The 17652-nt window shown below is 61.2% G+C and carries 12 protein-coding genes; 7 read left to right on the top strand and 5 right to left on the bottom strand.

Annotated features, from left to right (window positions below):
• Positions 1-117 precede the first annotated feature (117 nt).
• The gene (locus SOP85_RS25230; protein WP_060541686.1) at positions 118-1701 is read right to left on the bottom strand and encodes a peptide chain release factor 3; all 1584 of its coding nucleotides are present in this window, start codon (positions 1699-1701) and stop codon (positions 118-120) included.
• 440 nt (positions 1702-2141) lie between these two features.
• Here SOP85_RS25230 and SOP85_RS25225 point away from each other — a divergent pair, with 440 nt between their 5' ends.
• The 5 genes from SOP85_RS25225 to SOP85_RS25205 all read left to right on the top strand — a co-directional run bounded on the left by SOP85_RS25225 (position 2142) and on the right by SOP85_RS25205 (position 7229).
• A complete protein-coding gene (locus tag SOP85_RS25225; RefSeq protein WP_323605508.1) occupies positions 2142-2858 on the top strand; it encodes an ABC transporter permease in 717 nt (238 codons plus the stop codon).
• A 20-nt stretch (positions 2859-2878) separates the two neighbouring features.
• On the top strand, positions 2879-3772 hold the full coding sequence (locus SOP85_RS25220) for a glycine betaine ABC transporter substrate-binding protein (protein WP_323628587.1): 894 nt from the start codon (positions 2879-2881) through the stop codon (positions 3770-3772).
• A gap of 12 nt (positions 3773-3784) precedes the next feature.
• Entirely contained in the window at positions 3785-4438 is a 654-nt protein-coding gene (locus SOP85_RS25215; RefSeq protein ID WP_046820595.1) for an ABC transporter permease, read from the top strand.
• Entirely contained in the window at positions 4435-5592 is a 1158-nt protein-coding gene (locus tag SOP85_RS25210; protein WP_323628586.1) for an osmoprotectant ABC transporter ATP-binding protein OsmV, read from the top strand. Before SOP85_RS25215 ends, SOP85_RS25210 begins: the two co-directional genes overlap by 4 nt.
• A 473-nt stretch (positions 5593-6065) precedes the next feature.
• Entirely contained in the window at positions 6066-7229 is a 1164-nt protein-coding gene (locus tag SOP85_RS25205; protein ID WP_046820597.1) for a type III PLP-dependent enzyme, read from the top strand.
• 166 nt (positions 7230-7395) lie between these two features.
• Here SOP85_RS25205 and SOP85_RS25200 read toward each other — a convergent pair whose 3' ends face one another.
• Together SOP85_RS25200 and SOP85_RS25195 are read right to left on the bottom strand one after the other, a co-directional pair.
• Positions 7396-8154 (bottom strand): tetratricopeptide repeat protein, encoded by a 759-nt coding sequence (locus SOP85_RS25200; protein WP_323605505.1) that lies wholly within the window; start codon positions 8152-8154, stop codon positions 7396-7398.
• Complete coding sequence (locus SOP85_RS25195) at positions 8151-8831, bottom strand: Fe2+-dependent dioxygenase (RefSeq protein WP_046820599.1); 681 nt, start codon at positions 8829-8831, stop codon at positions 8151-8153. Before SOP85_RS25195 ends, SOP85_RS25200 begins: the two co-directional genes overlap by 4 nt.
• 208 nt (positions 8832-9039) lie before the next feature.
• Between SOP85_RS25195 and SOP85_RS25190 the strand changes: the two genes are divergently transcribed.
• Together SOP85_RS25190 and SOP85_RS25185 are read left to right on the top strand one after the other, a co-directional pair.
• On the top strand, positions 9040-11358 hold the full coding sequence (locus SOP85_RS25190; protein ID WP_323605504.1) for a TonB-dependent receptor: 2319 nt from the start codon (positions 9040-9042) through the stop codon (positions 11356-11358).
• Positions 11359-11639: 281 nt separating this feature from the next.
• Entirely contained in the window at positions 11640-14168 is a 2529-nt protein-coding gene (locus tag SOP85_RS25185) for a sulfite reductase flavoprotein subunit alpha (protein WP_323628585.1), read from the top strand.
• Positions 14169-14277: 109 nt separating this feature from the next.
• On the opposite strand, the gene SOP85_RS25180 is transcribed toward SOP85_RS25185, so the two are convergent.
• The gene (locus SOP85_RS25180; protein ID WP_323628584.1) at positions 14278-15819 is read right to left on the bottom strand and encodes an alkaline phosphatase D family protein; all 1542 of its coding nucleotides are present in this window, start codon (positions 15817-15819) and stop codon (positions 14278-14280) included.
• Positions 15820-15911: 92 nt separating this feature from the next.
• Positions 15912-17651, bottom strand: a complete 1740-nt coding sequence (locus tag SOP85_RS25175) for a PTS fructose-like transporter subunit IIB (RefSeq protein ID WP_323628583.1) — start codon at positions 17649-17651, stop codon at positions 15912-15914.
• Between the last annotated feature and the right edge of the window lies 1 nt (position 17652).

The raw sequence follows: 17652 nt of genomic DNA, 5'->3' as shown, positions 1-17652 counted from the left end.
TCAAAAGGTCGCAGCCTTCGGCAGCTCCTACACGGATCAATGTAGGAGCTGCCGGAGGCTGCGATCTTTTGATTGTAAAAAAGGCGAAGCCAGAAAGCTTCGCCTTTGCTGTAGCGCTTAGTGATGCTCGCGCGTCGCGCGGAATTTCACGTCCGGCCAGCGCTCTTCCATCAGGGCCAGGTTGACCCGGGTAGGCGCGAGGTAGGTCAGGTGACCGCCGCCGTCCAGTGCCAGGTTTTCCACGGCCTTGTTGGAGAATTCCTCAAGCTTCTTCTTGTCGCTGCATTCGATCCAGCGCGCGGAATAAACGGTGATTGGCTCGTAGGAGCACTCGACCTTGTATTCCTCCTTCAGGCGGCTGGCGACCACGTCGAACTGCAGCACACCGACGGCGCCGAGGATGATGTCGTTGCTGCGTTCCGGGAAGAACACCTGGGTCGCGCCTTCTTCGGCCAGCTGTTGCAGGCCCTGGCGCAGTTGCTTGGATTTCAGCGGGTCCTTCAGGCGTACGCGGCGGAACAGTTCCGGCGCGAAGTGCGGGATGCCGGTGAAACCCAGGACTTCGCCTTCGCTGAAGGTGTCGCCGATCTGGATGGTGCCGTGGTTGTGCAGGCCGATGATGTCCCCGGCAAACGCTTCTTCCAGTTGCTCACGCTCGGAGGAGAAGAAGGTCAGCGCATCGCCGATGCGCACGTCCTTGCCGGTGCGCACGTGGCGCATCTTCATGCCTTTTTCGTACTTGCCGGAGCAGATGCGCATGAAGGCGATACGGTCGCGGTGTTTCGGGTCCATGTTCGCCTGGATCTTGAAGATGAAGCCCGAGAACTTCTCTTCCACCGGTTCCACGGTGCGCTCGTTGGCAACCCGTGCCAGTGGGCGTGGCGCCCAGTCAACGACGGCGTCGAGTACGTGGTCGACACCGAAGTTGCCCAGTGCGGTACCGAAGAACACCGGGGTCAGCTGGCCATCGAGGAATTCCTGCTGGTTGAACTCGTGGCAGGCACCCTGCACCAGCTCCAGCTGCTCGATGAAACGCTCGTATTCGTCACCCAGGTGCGCGCGGGCTTCATCGGAATCGAGCTTCTCGATGATTTTGGTTTCGGTGCGCTCGTGGCCGTGACCGGCGGTGTAGACGATGATGTAGTCGTCGGCGAGGTGATACACGCCTTTGAAGTCACGGTAGCAGCCGATCGGCCAGGTGATCGGCGCGGCCTTGATCTTGAGGACCGCTTCGATTTCGTCGAGCAGTTCGATCGGGTCGCGGATGTCACGGTCGAGTTTGTTGATGAAGCTGACGATCGGCGTGTCGCGCAGACGGCAGACGTCCATCAGGGCGATGGTCCGTGGCTCAACGCCCTTACCGCCGTCGAGGACCATCAAGGCCGAGTCCACTGCCGTCAGGGTGCGGTAGGTATCTTCGGAGAAGTCTTCGTGGCCCGGGGTGTCGAGCAGGTTGATCATGTGCTCGCGATACGGGAACTGCATGACCGACGTAGTAATGGAAATACCCCGTTGTTTTTCCATTTCCATCCAGTCGGAGGTGGCATGGCGGTCGGATTTACGAGATTTCACCGTACCGGCTACCGCAATCGCCTTGCCCATCAGCAAGAGCTTCTCGGTGATGGTGGTCTTACCGGCATCGGGGTGGGAAATAATGGCGAAAGTGCGGCGTTTCGCGACTTCGGCGGCCTGTTTGGTCATGGGAAATCGCCTGGCAGGTGATTCAAAAAAGGGCGCAGATTATAGCCCAAGTTGAGTCAATAACCGAACCGTTGAGCACATCAGGGGTGGCCAAATGCTGCCGTAGATGGGAACCTTTTAAAGCACGGAGACGTCCACTCCCCCGTAACGACCACTCGTCGGGGGCCTGAAACACCCGCATTTCAGCCTGACGAGGCTGTGCTCATGGCTCGATAGCCGTGCGCTAGCCCTCTGTAGGAGCGAGCTTGCTCGCGAAAAACGTCCAGACAACGCGTACATTCAGGTACCCAGCGTTATCGTTGACGCCCATCGCGAGCAAGCTCGCTCCTACAGTGGAAAGCGCTCGGCATGAGCTGCATCTCGCGATCACTTTTTCGGCAGCCAGGAATGGCGTTGCCACACGGGAAAGTGTTCGCCGACTGAAAAAAAGGAGTCCGCCTGTGGCTATTCGCTATGGCAAAGGGCTGATAGGAGGCGCGCTGGTAATCGCCCTTCTGGCCCTGCTGATCCACTGGATCGGCATCAACACGATCGAACACTACCGCGACGATTTGTTGTTTTACCTGCAAGCTCATCTGATTCTCGTCCTCGCTTCCATGCTGGCCGCCCTCGTTGTGGGCATCCCCGCCGGCATCTTCCTCAGCCGCCCGAGCATGGTGGGCCGCGCCGAGCGCTTCATGCAGCTCTTCAACATCGGCAACACCGTGCCGCCTCTCGCCGTACTGGCCATCGCCCTGGGCATCCTCGGCATCGGCAGCGGCCCCGCGATCTTCGCCCTGTTCCTCGCTTCACTGTTGCCCATCGTGCGCAACACCTACGAAGGCCTGAAAAACGTCCAGGGTTCGCTCAAGGAAGCCGCCGTCGGCATCGGCATGACCCCGTCTCAAGTGCTGTGGCGGGTCGAACTGCCGAATGCCGTGCCGATCATCATCGGTGGCGTGCGCGTGGCCCTGGCGATCAACGTGGGTACCGCGCCACTGGCGTTCCTGATCGGCGCCAACAGCCTGGGCAGCCTGATCTTCCCCGGCATCGCCCTGAACAACCAGCCGCAACTGCTGCTGGGCGCGGCCTGCACCGCCCTGCTGGCGTTGCTGCTCGATGGCCTGGTGACAATCGCCAGCCGTCTCTGGCTCGAACGCGGTTTGCGCCCGTCTTAAGCCTCGGCAAAGGAATCATCATGAAGACTTCAAGCTTTTTACTGGGCTGCGTCCTGCTGTTCGCAGGATTTGCCCAAGCCGCGGAAAAACCGTTGATCCGCATCGGCGCCCGGGTGTTCACCGAACAGACGCTGCTGGCGGAGATCACCTCCCAGTACCTGCGCACCAAGGGTTATGACGTGCAGGTGACCGGCGGCCTGGGCAGCAATCTGGCCCGCAGCGCCCACGAAAGCGGACAGCTGGACATGCTCTGGGAATACACCGGCGTGTCGCTGGTGGCCTACAACCATGTGACGGAAAAACTCGACAGCGAACAGTCCTACGCCCGGGTGAAAGAACTCGACGGGAAAAAAGGCCTGGTCTGGCTGACCCCGTCGAAATTCAGCAACACCTATGCCCTCGCCCTGCCGAAAAACGTCGCGGATAAATACCCGCAGATCCACAGCATCAGCGATCTGAACAAGGTGCTGCGCGATGAAGCCAGGACCAACAATCTGGTGGCGCTGGACACCGAGTTCGTCAACCGTTCCGACGGTCTGGATGGCATGGTCAAGCTGTACGACATGAGCCTGACCCGCAAGAACATCCGCCAGATGGACGCCGGCCTGGTCTACACCGCCCTGCGCAACGGTCAAGTATTCGCCGGTCTGGTCTACACCACCGACGGTCGCTTGAACGCCTTCAAGCTCAAGCTGCTGGAAGACGACAAGCACTACTTCCCCGACTACACCGCCGCGCCCGTGGTGCGCCAGGCCTACCTCGATGCGCATCCGCAATTGGCCGAACAGCTCAAGCCGCTGGCTGAACTGTTCGACGACAACACCATGCGCGAGCTCAATGCACGGGTCGACGTGGATCACCAAAGTCCTTCGTCCGTTGCCGCAGATTTCCTGCGCCAGCATCCAATCAAATAAGGAGGAAAAGCCATGGAATTTCTCAACGCCTTTTCCCACCTCGACTGGGCACAGGTACTGCACCTGACCGGACAACACATCACCCTGGTGGGCATCGCCGTGACCCTGGCGATCGTGGTCGGTGTGCCGCTGGGCGTGTTGATGACGCGTTTCCCGACGCTCGCCGGCCCGCTCCAGGCCAGCGCCACGGTGCTGCTGACCGTGCCGTCGATTGCCCTGTTCGGCCTGCTGCTGCCGTTCTACTCCAAGTTCGGCCAAGGCCTGGGCCCGATGCCGGCCATCACCGCGGTATTCCTGTATTCGCTGCTGCCGATCATGCGTAACACCTACCTGGCCCTGACCAACGTCGAACCGGGCATCCGCGAAGCCGCGCGCGGCATCGGCATGACCTTCGGCCAACGCCTGCGCATGGTCGAACTGCCGATTGCCGTGCCGGTGATCCTCGCCGGTGTGCGCACCGCCGTGGTCATGAACATCGGCGTCATGACCATCGCCGCCACCATCGGCGCCGGTGGCCTCGGCGTACTCATCCTCGCTTCCATCAGCCGCAGCGACATGTCGATGCTGATCGTCGGCGCCGTGCTGGTCAGCCTCCTGGCCATCTTCGCCGACCTGCTTCTGCAATGGCTGCAACGCTCGCTGACTCCAAAAGGACTGCTCAAATGATCGAACTTCAAAACCTCAGCAAGACCTTCCAAAGCAACGGTAAAGACGTGAAAGCCGTGGACTCGGTGAGCCTGACCGTCAATGAAGGCGAGATTTGCGTGTTCCTCGGGCCATCGGGTTGCGGCAAGAGCACCACGCTGAAGATGATCAACCGCCTGATCAAACCGACCTCGGGCAAGATCCTGATCAATGGCGAAGACACCACCGGCCTCGACGAAGTGACCCTGCGCCGTAACATCGGTTATGTGATCCAGCAGATCGGCCTGTTCCCCAACATGACCATCGAAGAAAACATCGTCGTGGTGCCCAAGCTGCTTGGCTGGGACAAACAGAAATGCCACGACCGCGCCCGCGAGTTGATGAGCATGATCAAGCTGGAACCCAAGCAGTACCTGCATCGCTACCCGCGGGAACTGTCCGGTGGCCAGCAACAGCGGATCGGCGTGATTCGCGCACTGGCCGCCGATGCACCGCTGTTGCTGATGGACGAACCGTTCGGCGCGGTCGACCCGATCAACCGCGAGATGATCCAGAACGAGTTCTTCGAGATGCAGCGAGCGCTGAACAAGACCGTGATCATGGTCAGCCACGACATCGACGAAGCCATCAAGCTGGGCGACAAGATCGCGATCTTCCGCGCCGGCAAACTGCTGCAGATCGACCATCCGGACACCCTGTTGGCGCACCCGGCGGACGATTTCGTCAGCAATTTCGTCGGCCAGGACAGCACCCTCAAGCGTCTGTTGCTGGTGAAAGCCGAAGATGCGGCGGACAACGCGCCGTCGGTAAGCCCGGAAACGCCGGTGGCCGATGCGCTGGAATTGATGGACGAGCATGACCGTCGCTATGTGGTGGTCACCTGTGCCGAGAACAAGGCGCTGGGTTATGTGCGTCGTCGCGACCTGCACCGTCAGAGCGGCACTTGCGGGCAGTATCTGCGTGAGTTCAACGCCACGGCGGCGTATGACGAGCATTTGCGCATCCTGTTGTCGCGCATGTATGAGTTCAATCGCTCGTGGTTGCCGGTGATGGATGCCGAGCGGGTGTTTTTGGGTGAGGTGACTCAGGAGTCGATTGCCGAATACTTGAGCTCTGGCAAGTCCCGTGGGGGCAAGACCAGTATTGTTTCGCCAGCAGAAACTGCTGTCGCCTGATCTGACGCCTTCGTCGGAACGCCGCCCGGACCAAGCCCGCTCCCACATTTCGCCCGCACTCCGATGAGTGAACGCGGTTGAGTGTGGGAGCGGGCTTGCTCGCGAATGGCACACCACAAATCCCCCTGAAACACCTCAAATCTCCCTGCAACGGGAACATCACACCGTCACATAGGTCCTTTACACCAGTAGCTGTCGGGGACCGCACGACGGATGCGTGTAAAAACGCGACATTTTTTGTTGATCTCAAGCCCCTCACGCCCTAAAGTTCGCGCCGAACGTCCATGCTGGAAACGATCCATCCGGCTCAAGTACTGACGACGAGACAGCAAGGCCAAGGGAAAGCAGCGCTTCCCCATGGCCTTTTTGCTTTCGGCGACATGCCTTGGGAAGTAGGCGAACCAAAGTGGGGATACGGAGGACGTTCATTTGCACCCATTGATAATTTCAGTTTGCCAGTAGGAGTTCCCAGCATGTCGATCCAGGTCGAAGATTATTTCGCGCGCGAAACCTTTCAGAAAATGAAGGCGTTCGCCGACAAGCAAGAAACCCCGTTCGTGGTGATCGACACCGCGATGATCAGCCAGGCCTACGATGACCTGCGCGCCGGTTTCGAATTCGCCAAGGTCTACTACGCGGTCAAGGCCAACCCGGCCGTGGAAATCATCGACCTGCTCAAAGAGAAAGGCTCGAGCTTCGACATCGCCTCGATCTACGAGCTGGACAAAGTGCTGAGCCGCGGCGTCAGCGCCGACCAGATCAGCTACGGCAACACCATCAAGAAATCCAAGGACATCCGCTACTTCTACGAGAAGGGCGTGCGCCTGTATGCCACCGACTCCGAAGCCGACCTGCGCAACATCGCAAAGGCCGCACCGGGTTCGAAAGTCTACGTACGTATCCTGACCGAAGGCTCGACCACCGCCGACTGGCCTTTGTCGCGCAAATTCGGCTGCCAGACCGACATGGCCATGGACCTGCTGATCCTCGCCCGTGACCTGGGCCTGGTGCCGTACGGCATCTCCTTCCACGTTGGCTCGCAGCAGCGCGACATCAGCGTCTGGGACGCCGCGATCGCCAAGGTCAAGGTGATCTTCGAGCGCCTGAAGGAAGAAGACGGCATCGTCCTGAAGCTGATCAACATGGGCGGTGGCTTCCCGGCCAACTACATCACCCGCACCAACAGCCTGGAAACCTACGCCGAAGAAATCATTCGCTTCCTCAAGGAAGATTTCGGCGACGACCTGCCGGAAATCATCCTGGAGCCGGGCCGTTCGCTGATCGCCAACGCCGGAATCCTGGTCAGCGAAGTGGTGCTGGTCGCGCGTAAATCCCGTACCGCCGTCGAGCGTTGGGTGTACACGGACGTGGGCAAGTTCTCCGGCCTGATCGAAACCATGGACGAAGCCATCAAGTTCCCGATCTGGACCGAAAAGAAAGGCGAGATGGAAGAAGTCGTCATCGCCGGTCCTACCTGCGACAGCGCCGACATCATGTACGAGAACTACAAGTACGGCCTGCCGCTGAACCTGGCCATCGGTGATCGCCTGTACTGGCTGTCGACCGGTGCGTACACCACCAGCTACAGCGCCGTCGAGTTCAATGGCTTTCCGCCGCTGAAGTCGTTCTACGTGTAAGACTGCACGCAGAAATCAAAAAGCCCATGACGTGTCATGGGCTTTTTTGTGGGTGATTACAAAATATCGACCCACCACAACCCTGTAGGAGCCGGCTTGCTGGCGATCCAGGCACCGCGGTTAACCAGATATACCGCGTGACCGTTAATCGCCAGCAAGCCGGCTCCTACAGGACCGAGGCGAGTTCGGTGCAGCGGCGGCGGTAATCGTTCGCCAGCATCTGGATGCGCGGATCCGTGGCGCTCATCAGCGCCCCGCTCGCCACCCGCAGAAAATTCAGATTCCCGGTGATCAGCGCCTTACGTAGCCAAACCAGCGCTTGATCGACATTCCCTTCATCAGCCAACACCGCCGCAAAGCTGAACTGCCCGCGAAAATCCCCACCCTCGGCCGAACGCCGATACCAGTCACGGGCCGCCGCCGGGTCCGCAGGGCACACCTGCCCTTCTTCCAGATATCGCCCCAGCAGATTCATCGACTTCGCGTGGCCCAGCTCAGCCGCGCGGCGATAGAGGTTGAGCGCCTGCAGTTGATCCTCAACCACCCCACGCCCGGTCGCCAGCAGATTGGCGTAGTTGTACATCGCCCAATCCAGCCCGGCTTCTGCAGCCTGGCGATAGTGTACGGCGGCAACAGCGGCATCCGCCTCGCAGCCCCAACCATGCTCATGACAACGCCCGAGCATGTTGCGCGCCATCAGATGTCCACGCCGGGCGGCGATGTCAAACCAGCGCACGGCCAGCGGCTGATCCTGGGCGATCCCCTGCCCGTCCAGCAGAATCTGCCCGAGCAACGCCTGGGCATCGAGGAGGTTTTCGCGGGCAGCCATCAAAATGGCTTGGGCAGCACGGGCCGGGCTTTCATCAAGCATGGATTTGAGCGCATCGCCGTCGAAGACTTCCTCGCGACGCAATTGAAAACTCATACCTCGACCCAGCGACGCAACAGGTTGTGATAGGTACCGGTCAGGCGAATCAGCGAAGGGTGATCCGGCACGTCCTCGGTCAACTGCCGGATCGCCCCGTCCATCTCGAATAACAGGGCACGCTGGCTGTCTTCGCGCACCAGGCTCTGGGTCCAGAAGAACGAGGCGTAACGTGTACCTCGGGTAACCGCATTGACCTTGTGCAGGCTGGTGCCGGGGTACAGCACCATGTCCCCAGCCGGCAACTTCACGCGCTGGGTGCCGTAGGTGTCCTGGATTTCCAGTTCGCCGCCGTCGTAGTCCTCGGGTTCGCTGAAGAACAGCGTGGCAGAAAGGTCGGTGCGCACCCGTTCGATACTGCCCTTGGGCTGGCGCACGGCGTTGTCGATGTGGAAGTCGAAACTGCCGCCGGCCGTGTAACAGTTCAGCAACGGCGGAAACACCTTGTGCGGCAATGCCGCCGACATGAACTGCGGATTCTTCCACAGCCGCTCCAGCATGGCCGCGCCGATTTCCTTGGCCAGCGGATGACCTTCCGGCAGCTGCAGGTTGTGCTTGGCCTTGGCCGATTGATAGCCGGCGGTGATCTTGCCATCGGCCCAATCGGCCTGTTGCAGGGCCTCACGAATGCGCTGCACTTCTTCTTTTTCGAACAAGCCGGGAATGTGCAGCAGCATGGGGCAAGCACCTGAAAGCAAAAGGGTGCCAATGGTATTGATTCTTATTGCCTGTGTAAAACCCGCCAGACGAATGAAACAGCAAAAACCGTAAGGTTAAATTGTAAAGAATGTAAATTCAGTGCGAATAGTAATGTTTCGCAATTGATACGAATACGTGTTTACCCTATATTCCGCCGCCTCAAATCCTTGGGGAGGGGAATAAAAAATGTCACGTCAGCACCCACAACTACCGGTCAGTTCACCGCGTCTGCTCACTTGCGCCATTGGCGTGGCAATCACGGCCGGCTCTGCGGGCCACATGGCTTTCGCCGCTGAAAAAACCGACGAGAAAGCGCCGAGCAACACCATTTCGCTGGGCGCTACCGCGATCACCGGCGAAGCCCAGGACGAGACCTCCTACAACGTCGAGAAAGCCTCCTCGCCCAAGTACACCGCGCCGCTGGTAGACACTCCGCGCTCGATCACCGTCATCCCGCAGCAGGTCCTCAAGGACACCGGTGCCCTGAACATGCAGGACGCACTGCGTACCGTTCCAGGCATCACCTTCGGTGCTGGCGAAGGCGGCAACCCACAGGGCGACCGTCCTTTCATCCGTGGCTTCGATGCCCAGGGGGACACCTACCTGGACGGCGTGCGCGATACCGGTTCGCAGAGCCGCGAAATCTTCGCCGTTGAATCGATCGAAGTGAGCAAGGGCCCGAACTCGGCCATTGGCGGTCGCGGCGCTGCCGGCGGCAGCATCAACCTGGTGAGCAAGAAAGCGCACCTGGGCGACTCGTTCGACGGTGGTTTTACCTGGGGTTCGGACCAGACCCAGCGCTACACCATGGACGGCAACTACCAGTTCTCCGACACCGCTGCCGGTCGTCTGAACCTGATGAGCCACGAAAGCAACGTCGCCGGCCGTGAAAGCGTCGATTACGATCGCTGGGGCGTCGCACCATCGCTGGCCTTTGGCCTTGGCACCGACACCCGCGTCAACCTTGACTACTACCACCTGGAAAGCAACGACACGCCGGACTCGGGTATTCCCTACACCATCCCGGCCGGTGGCTCCGCTGCCCGTACCAAGTCCAATCCGGACAAGCCTTACGCCGGCGGCGACAGCAGCAACTTCTACGGCCTGACCGATCGTGACTTCCGCAAGGGCCGTACCGACACCGCGACCATCGCCGTCGAGCACGACCTGAACGACGCACTGACCGTCAAGAACACCCTGCGCCACGGTAGCAGCATGCAGGACTACATCCTGACCCAGCCGGACGACAGCAAGGGCAACGTCAACAACGGCACCGTCTGGCGTCGGGCCAACACCCGTGTCAGCAACACCGATACCACCACCAACCAGACCGACCTGTTCGGTGATGTCTACATCGCCGGCTTCAAGAACAGCTTCGCGACCGGTATCGAGTTGAGCCGCGAGGAAAGCAAGAAGTCCTCGTACACCGTCAACACCGACACCACGCCGGGGACACCCGCAGCCACCACCACTTGCAACCCGGCAATCATCGGCGCACCAAGTGGCTACAACTGCACCTCGCTGGCGAACCCGAACCCGAACGATCCATGGAACGGTTCGATCAGCCGCAACTACGCCGGCACCGACACCACGGGTAAAACCTACGCGCTTTACGTGTTCGACACCCTGACGTTGTCCGATCAGTGGTTGGTGAACATGGGCCTGCGCTACGACCATTTCGACACCGACTACAAGACCTATAATGCCGCCGGCACCACGACTTCCAAGGGCGATGACGTCAGCGAGTTCGTTACCGGTCAGTTCGGTGTGGTCTACAAACCCGCGGAAAACGGCAGTATCTATGCGTCCTACGCAACGTCCGCGACGCCTCCGGGCTCCACGCTTGGCGAAGGTCAGGACGGCAACCCGCTGGGCGGCACTCCGGATCGTAACGGCAACCTGCTGAGCAGCGACATGGAGCCGGAAACCACCAAGAACTACGAAATCGGTACCAAGTGGGATCTGCTGAACGATCGTCTGTCCTTGACCGCGGATATCTTCCGCACCGAGAAAGACAACGCCCGTGTGCAGGTCGATACCACCTCGTACGAAAACGCCGGCAAGACCCGCGTGCAAGGTGTCGAGCTGTCGGCCACCGGCAAGCTCACCGACAAATGGCAAGTCTTCGCCGGTTACGCCTACATGGACAGCGAGCAGGTTGACGGTGGTCCGCTGGGTGCGGCCAACGATGGCAACGAACTGCCTAACACGCCGAAAAACAGCGCCAGCCTGTGGACGACCTACCAGGTCACGCCGAAGCTGACCATCGGTGGCGGTGCGTTCTATGTCGACGACGTGTTCGGCAGCGTGGCCAACACCACCATGGTCAACGACTATGTGCGTTACGACGCGATGGCCGCCTACAAGCTGACCAAGAACATCGACCTGCAACTGAACGTGCAGAACCTGACCGACGTCACCTACTACGACAAGGCGTTCTCCACGCACTTCGCCAACCAGGCGGCGGGCCGGACTGCGTTGCTGAGTACCAACTTCCACTTCTGATAACTGAAACCTGTAGGCGCTGCCTTTTAAAAGATCGCAGCCTCGTTGCACTCGACAGCTCCTACAGGGCAATGCGTACTCACCTGCAGGAGCTGCCGCAGGCTGCGATCTTTTGATTTTGTTTTTCAAGATCAAAAGATCGCAGCCTTCGGCAGCTCACAGGGGGCCAGCCCCGTTCATCCAGGTGAACGGGGCTTTTGTGTGCAAAGGGAATGTTTCTCGACAACCCACGGCATAATGCGCGCCGTGATGATTACTTTTGAACGAACAAGGCGAGCGACGTGTTGAAGAAAACCCTGTTCCAGTTGCACTGGTTTTTTGGCATCACTGCCGGACTGGTCCTGGCCCTGATGGGCATCACCGGTGCGACGGTCTCGTTTCAGGATGAGATCCTGTCCGCGCTGAACCCTTCCGTGTTGCAAGTCCAGAAGCAAGTCGCTGGCGTGCTGCCACCCGCCGATCTGGTGGAAAAGATCGAAGCGACGACGGGCATGAAAGTCGCAATGCTCTCGGTGGGCATCGACAGCGACACTGCCGCCAAAGTGTTCTTCACTCCGCCAGCGGGCGAGCGGCGCGGCCCCATGCGTTACTTCGACCCCTACACCGGTGAACTGCTGGGCGACGCCACCGGCCAGGGCTTCTTCGGCCTGATGCTGCAACTGCACCGCTTCCTTGCCATGGGCGATACCGGTCGGCAGATCACCGGTGCCTGCACCCTGATCCTGGTGTTCTTCTGCCTGTCCGGCCTGTACCTGCGCTGGCCTCGCCAGTGGAAAAGCTGGCGCGCCTGGCTGACCCTCGACTGGAAGAAAAAAGGCCGCAGCTTCAACTGGGACCTGCACTCGATTGCCGGCACCTGGTGCCTGGTGTTTTACCTCCTGGCCGCGTTGACCGGGCTGTCCTGGTCCTACGAGTGGTACAACAAGGGCCTGACCCGATTGCTCTCCGATTCGCCACAGAACGAACGTGTGCGCGGCGGACGCGGCCCTGGGCCAAGCGGTCCGGCGCCGACGGCCGATTATTCGGCGATGTGGAGCAGCATCTACAGCGCCGCCGGTCCCGACCTTAGCTTCTACAACACGCGCATGCCCCCCGTGGCCGGGCAACCGGCGACCGTTTTCTACCTGTTGAAAAACTCGCCCCACGACCGTGCGCTGAACCAGATCAGCCTCGACCCGGTGACCGGCGCGATCAAACGCCATGACCGCTACAGCGACAAGAGCGTCAAAGCGCAACTGCTGACCAGCATCTATGCGCTGCACGTGGGCAGCTACTTCGGCATCGTCGGACGCATCATCCTGACCCTCACGGCCTTGAGCATGCCGCTGTTCTTCATCACCGGCTGGCTGCTGTACCTGGATCGCCGGCGCAAGAAACGCCAGATCAAGGACGCCCGCAAAGGCCTGGCCCAACCCGCCGTCGACACCCCGGCATGGCTGATCGGTTTCGCCAGCCAGAGTGGCTTTGCCGAGCAACTGGCCTGGCAGACCGCCGGCCAGTTGCAGGCTGCTGGCCTGCCAGTCAACGTGCAGCCGTTGGCCACTGTCAGCGAGCAGGATCTGCAGGGCTCAAGCAATGCGCTGTTCGTGGTCAGTACCTTTGGCGACGGCGAGGCCCCGGACAGCGCCCGCGGTTTCGAACGCAAGGTGCTGGGCCGTGCGTTGAGCCTCGAGAGCCTGAACTACGCCGTGCTTGGGCTCGGCGACCGGCAGTATCAGCACTTCTGCGGGTTCGCCCACCGCCTGCACAACTGGCTGGGCGAGCACGGCGGCAAGACCTTGTTCGCACCGGTGGAAGTCGACAGTGGCGACCCCTATGCCTTGCGTCACTGGCAGCAGCAACTCGGCCAGCTGACCGGCCAGGCGCCGATCGACACCTGGCAGGCCCCGCGTTACGACAACTGGACCCTGACCCGTCGCGAGCTGCTCAACCCGGACAGCAGCGGTGCCCCGGTGTACCTGCTTGGCCTGGCCGCCCCCACCACCAGCAGTTGGCTGGCTGGTGACCTGGTGGAAGTGCTGCCACGCAATTGCCCTTGGGCCATCGAACACTTCCTCGACGGCCTGGGGATCGACGGCCGCGCCACGATTGAACTCGATGGCTTGGCGCAAACCCTGGAGCAGGCCCTCGCCGGTCGCCAACTGCCCGAGAACCGTACGCACCTAGTCGGCTTGCATGCCCAGGCGCTGGTGGATGCGCTGGTGCCGTTGGCGATGCGCGAATACTCCATCGCCTCGATTGCCGCCGATGGTGTCCTGGAGCTGATCGTGCGCCAGGAGCTGCATCCCGATGGCAGCCTTGGCGTCGGTTCCGGCTGGCTGACCGAACACGCCCCCGTGGGCGGCAGCATCAGCCTGCGGGTGCGGCGCAACAGCGGCTTTCACCTGCCCAATGAACCGGTGCCGATGATCCTGCTGGGCAACGGCACCGGCCTCGCCGGCTTGCGCAGCCTGCTCAAGGCGCGCATTGCCGATGGCCAACAGCGTCACTGGCTGTTGTTCGGCGAGCGCAATCGTGAGCACGACTACCTGTGTCGCGATGAACTGCAAGAGTGGTTGATTGCCGGCGATCTCGAGCGCCTGGACCTGGCGTTTTCCCGGGACCAGGCCGAGAAGATCTACGTGCAGGATCGCCTGCGCGAATCGGCCAATGAGCTGAAGAAATGGCTGGCGGACGGTGCGGTGATCTACATCTGCGGCAGCCTGCAGGGCATGGCCTCAGGCGTCGATCAAGTGCTCAACGATGTACTCGGCGCTGCCGAGGTCGAGCGCCTGATCGAACAGGGCCGCTACCGCCGCGACGTCTACTGACCCGCACGCCCTTGTAGGAGCTGCCGCAGGCTGCGATCTTTTGATTTTTTTTCAACATCAAAAGATCGCAGCCTGCGGCAGCTCATACAGGAGGATGGGATTGGTGTTGTTACAGAGGTTGCAACTTCTGCTCGAACACCCCCACCCCCTCCAGATCCCGCAACACCACACTCAACTCCCCGCTCTGCCCGTCGATGTTCACCTCGCCAAAAAACTGGAATCCGCCAAACGGCGACATGTTGTGCACCGGTGGCGCTTTCTCGAACACCACTTCAGGACCGAAGGTTCTGTCCAGCGTGTCCGGGCCGAAGCTCCCCGCATTCAGCGGCCCCGCGACAAACTCCCAGAACGGTTCGAAGTCCTGGAACGCGGCACGGTCAGGGTGATAGTGATGCGCCGCGCAATAGTGCACCTCCGCCGTCAGCCAGACAAAATTGCGCACCTGCTGCGCCCGCAGAAAACCCAGCAGCTCGGCGATTTCCAGCTCCCGCCCCTGAGCCGGTCCGGGGTCACCGTTGGCCACCGCTTCCCAGCGCGTCACGCCGGGGCTGACCTTGCCATCCGGTGCGCCGAGGCCAATCGACATGTCAGCGGCGATGACTTTCCATTGGGCCTTGGACGCTTTCAACGAAGCCTTCAGCCAGTCCAGTTGTTCGCGCCCAAGAAACGGCTTGGCATCGCCAAGGTTGGCGTCATTGGCCCCGCGATAACTGCGCATGTCGAGCACGAACACATCGAGCAACGGGCCGTAACTCAGTTGACGATAAATCCGTTTGCCGCCCTCGGCGGACTGCCAGCGCATCGGTGCATATTCAAGCCAGGCCTGACGTCCACGACTGACCAGGCTGTGGATATCTTTGTTGGCGTAGCGTACACCCAGCGCTGTGCCCGGAGACCAGTTGTTCACCACTTCGTGGTCATCCCATTGCCAGATCTGCGGGACTTCGGCGTTGAAGCGGCGGATGTTTTCGTCCATCAGGTTGTAGCGGTAGTTGCCACGGAAATCGTCGAGGCTTTTGGCGACCCTGCTCTTCGCCTCGCTGGTAATGTTGCGCCACACCCGGCCGCCCTCGGTGAGGAGCTGCGCCGGTATCGGGCCGTCGGCATAGATGGTGTCGCCGCTGTGGATAAAAAAGTCCGGCAGGCGCAGGCGCATCGCTTCGTAGATGCGCATGCCGCCGATGTCTGGATTGATACCGTAGCCCTGGCCAGCAGTGTCGCCGCTCCAGACGAAACGAATGTCGCGCCGGGTCTGGGGCACGCTGCGCAGGTGGCCGAACCACGGCTCGCTGGCGACGCCGCTCTGGGCGTCTTCGAATTGCACGCGATAGAAAATCGCCTGGCCGGCGGGCAGGCCGGTGAGATCGACCCGCGCCGTGAAGTCGCTGCGGGCGTCTGTCAGCGCCGAGACGAAGCGCCGGGGGTTGGGAAAAAGACTGCGGGTGTCCCACTCCACCACCATGCGTGCGGGGCGATCGCAGCGGCTCCAGACGATCGCTTTATCGCCCTGCAAGTCGCCGGACTGCACGCCATCGGTGAGTTGCGGACGATCCTTGACCGAAGCGATCACCGCCGGTGCCAGGCTCGGCATCAACAAACCGGCACCGAGCGCCTGGATGACACGCCGCCGACCGGAGTCGAATTCGCTCATGGTGTTCTCCCGGAAAAAAGATCGCAGCCTTCGGCAGCTCACAGGGGAAAGCATTCCAATGTAGGAGCTGCCGAAGGCTGCGATCTTTTGATCTATGCCTTGACGGGCTCCAACGCCAACTCCACCACCTCCGGCCGCTTGACCAGCGCATACACCACCGCCGTCAACAAACTCCCGGCAACAATCGCCAGCAGATACAGCAGCGCATGGTTGATCGCATTCGGAATCGCCAACACGAACAACCCGCCATGGGGCGCCATCAACTTGCAGCCGAAATACATCGACAACGCACCGGTCAGCGCACCGCCGGCAATGCTCGCCGGGATCACCCGCAGCGGGTCCTTCGCGGCAAACGGAATTGCGCCTTCGGAGATGAAGCACAGCCCCAGCACCAGCGCCGCCTTACCCGCCTCGCGTTCAGTCTGGGCGAACTTGCGCCGGGCGATGAAAGTGGCGATGCCCAGGCCGATCGGCGGCACCATGCCGGCGGCCATTGTCGCCGCCATCGGTGCATAACTCGACGACGCCAGCAACCCGACCGAAAACGCATAGGCAGCCTTGTTGATCGGCCCGCCGAGGTCGACGCACATCATGCCGCCCAGCAACACGCCGAGCAGAATCGCGTTGGTGGTGCCCATGCTGTCGAGGAAGTGCGTAAGCCCGGCGAGCATGCCCGCCACCGGTTTGCCGACCACGTAGATCATCACCAGGCCGGTGAACAGGCTCGCCAGCAACGGGATGATCAGGATCGGTTTCAGTGCCTCAAGACTCTGCGGCAACCGTGCATAACGATTGATCGCCTGCGCCGCGTAACCGGCGATAAAACCGGCGATGATCCCGCCGATGAACCCGGCGCCCAGGGTACTCGCCAGCAACCCGCCAATCATCCCCGGCGCCAGGCCCGGACGGTCGGCAATCGAGTAGGCGATATAACCCGCCAACAACGGCACCATCAGCTTGAACGCAGTCTCGCCGCCGATCTGCATCAGCGCCGCCGCCAGCGTCCCCTCTTCCTTGAACGCGGTAATGCCGAACACGAACGACAAGGCGATCATCAGGCCGCCCGCCACCACCATCGGCAACATGAACGACACGCCGGTCAACAGGTGTTTGTAGACCCCGGTCTTCTCTTGCTTGGCCGGCCCCTTGGCACCGGTCGAAGCGGTTTCCTGCCTGCCTTCGGCCAGCGCTTTATTCAGCGTTGCCTCAGCCTGCTTGAGAGCAATGCCGGTGCCGCAACGGTAAATCTTCTTGCCGGCAAAACGCTCGGTGGCGACTTCGATGTCCGCCGCCAGCAGTACCACATCGGCGTCGGCAATCGCGTCGCTGCTCAGCGGGTTGCGTGCGCCGACCGAGCCCTGGGTTTCCACCTGCAAGTCATAGCCCAGGCGCTTGGCCGCTTGCTGCAAGGCTTCGGCCGCCATGAAGGTGTGGGCGACACCGGTCGGACAGGCCGTCACGGCAACCAGTCGCGGCGCGTTCTTGACCACGGCCACCGGCTCGACCACGGTTTGAGGTGCGACATACACCTGAGCCTCTTCAGCGCCACGACGCAGCACCGCTTCGACATCTTGCAGCGCCTGGGCCGGGGTGCTCTGGAACAAGCGCTTGCCGACGAAGCGCGACATATCCACAGGCGCGCTGGTCACCAGCAACACCCATTCGGCCGCGTCGATCGTGGCCGCCGACAATTGCCGTTCGGGGTGCGCCGCATCGCTGATCTCGACACTGGTGCTCCAGCCCTGACGCTGGGCCGCCGCATCGAGCAAGCGGGCACACAGCACACTGGTGACCATGCCGTTCGGGCAGGCAGTAACAATGGCTAACTTCATG

Source organism: Pseudomonas sp. YuFO20 (genome assembly GCF_035064975.1).
In the GTDB taxonomy this organism is placed as follows: Bacteria; Pseudomonadota; Gammaproteobacteria; order Pseudomonadales; family Pseudomonadaceae; genus Aquipseudomonas; species Aquipseudomonas putida_AE.
The sequence above is the reverse complement of the archived record's forward strand: the minus strand, read 5'-3'. Positions and strand labels throughout refer to the sequence as shown.

Excerpts from the sequence above, each read along its gene's own strand:
- SOP85_RS25230 (WP_060541686.1), bottom strand. The coding sequence starts at position 1,701 with ATGACCAAACAGGCCGCCGAAGTCGCGAAACGCCGCACTTTCGCCATT.
- SOP85_RS25220 (WP_323628587.1), top strand. The coding sequence starts at position 2,879 with ATGAAGACTTCAAGCTTTTTACTGGGCTGCGTCCTGCTGTTCGCAGGA.
- SOP85_RS25215 (WP_046820595.1), top strand. The coding sequence starts at position 3,785 with ATGGAATTTCTCAACGCCTTTTCCCACCTCGACTGGGCACAGGTACTG.
- SOP85_RS25210 (WP_323628586.1), top strand. The coding sequence starts at position 4,435 with ATGATCGAACTTCAAAACCTCAGCAAGACCTTCCAAAGCAACGGTAAA.
- SOP85_RS25205 (WP_046820597.1), top strand. The coding sequence starts at position 6,066 with ATGTCGATCCAGGTCGAAGATTATTTCGCGCGCGAAACCTTTCAGAAA.
- SOP85_RS25200 (WP_323605505.1), bottom strand. The coding sequence starts at position 8,154 with ATGAGTTTTCAATTGCGTCGCGAGGAAGTCTTCGACGGCGATGCGCTC.
- SOP85_RS25195 (WP_046820599.1), bottom strand. The coding sequence starts at position 8,831 with ATGCTGCTGCACATTCCCGGCTTGTTCGAAAAAGAAGAAGTGCAGCGC.
- SOP85_RS25190 (WP_323605504.1), top strand. The coding sequence starts at position 9,040 with ATGTCACGTCAGCACCCACAACTACCGGTCAGTTCACCGCGTCTGCTC.
- SOP85_RS25180 (WP_323628584.1), bottom strand. The coding sequence starts at position 15,819 with ATGAGCGAATTCGACTCCGGTCGGCGGCGTGTCATCCAGGCGCTCGGT.
- SOP85_RS25175 (WP_323628583.1), bottom strand. The coding sequence starts at position 17,651 with ATGAAGTTAGCCATTGTTACTGCCTGCCCGAACGGCATGGTCACCAGT.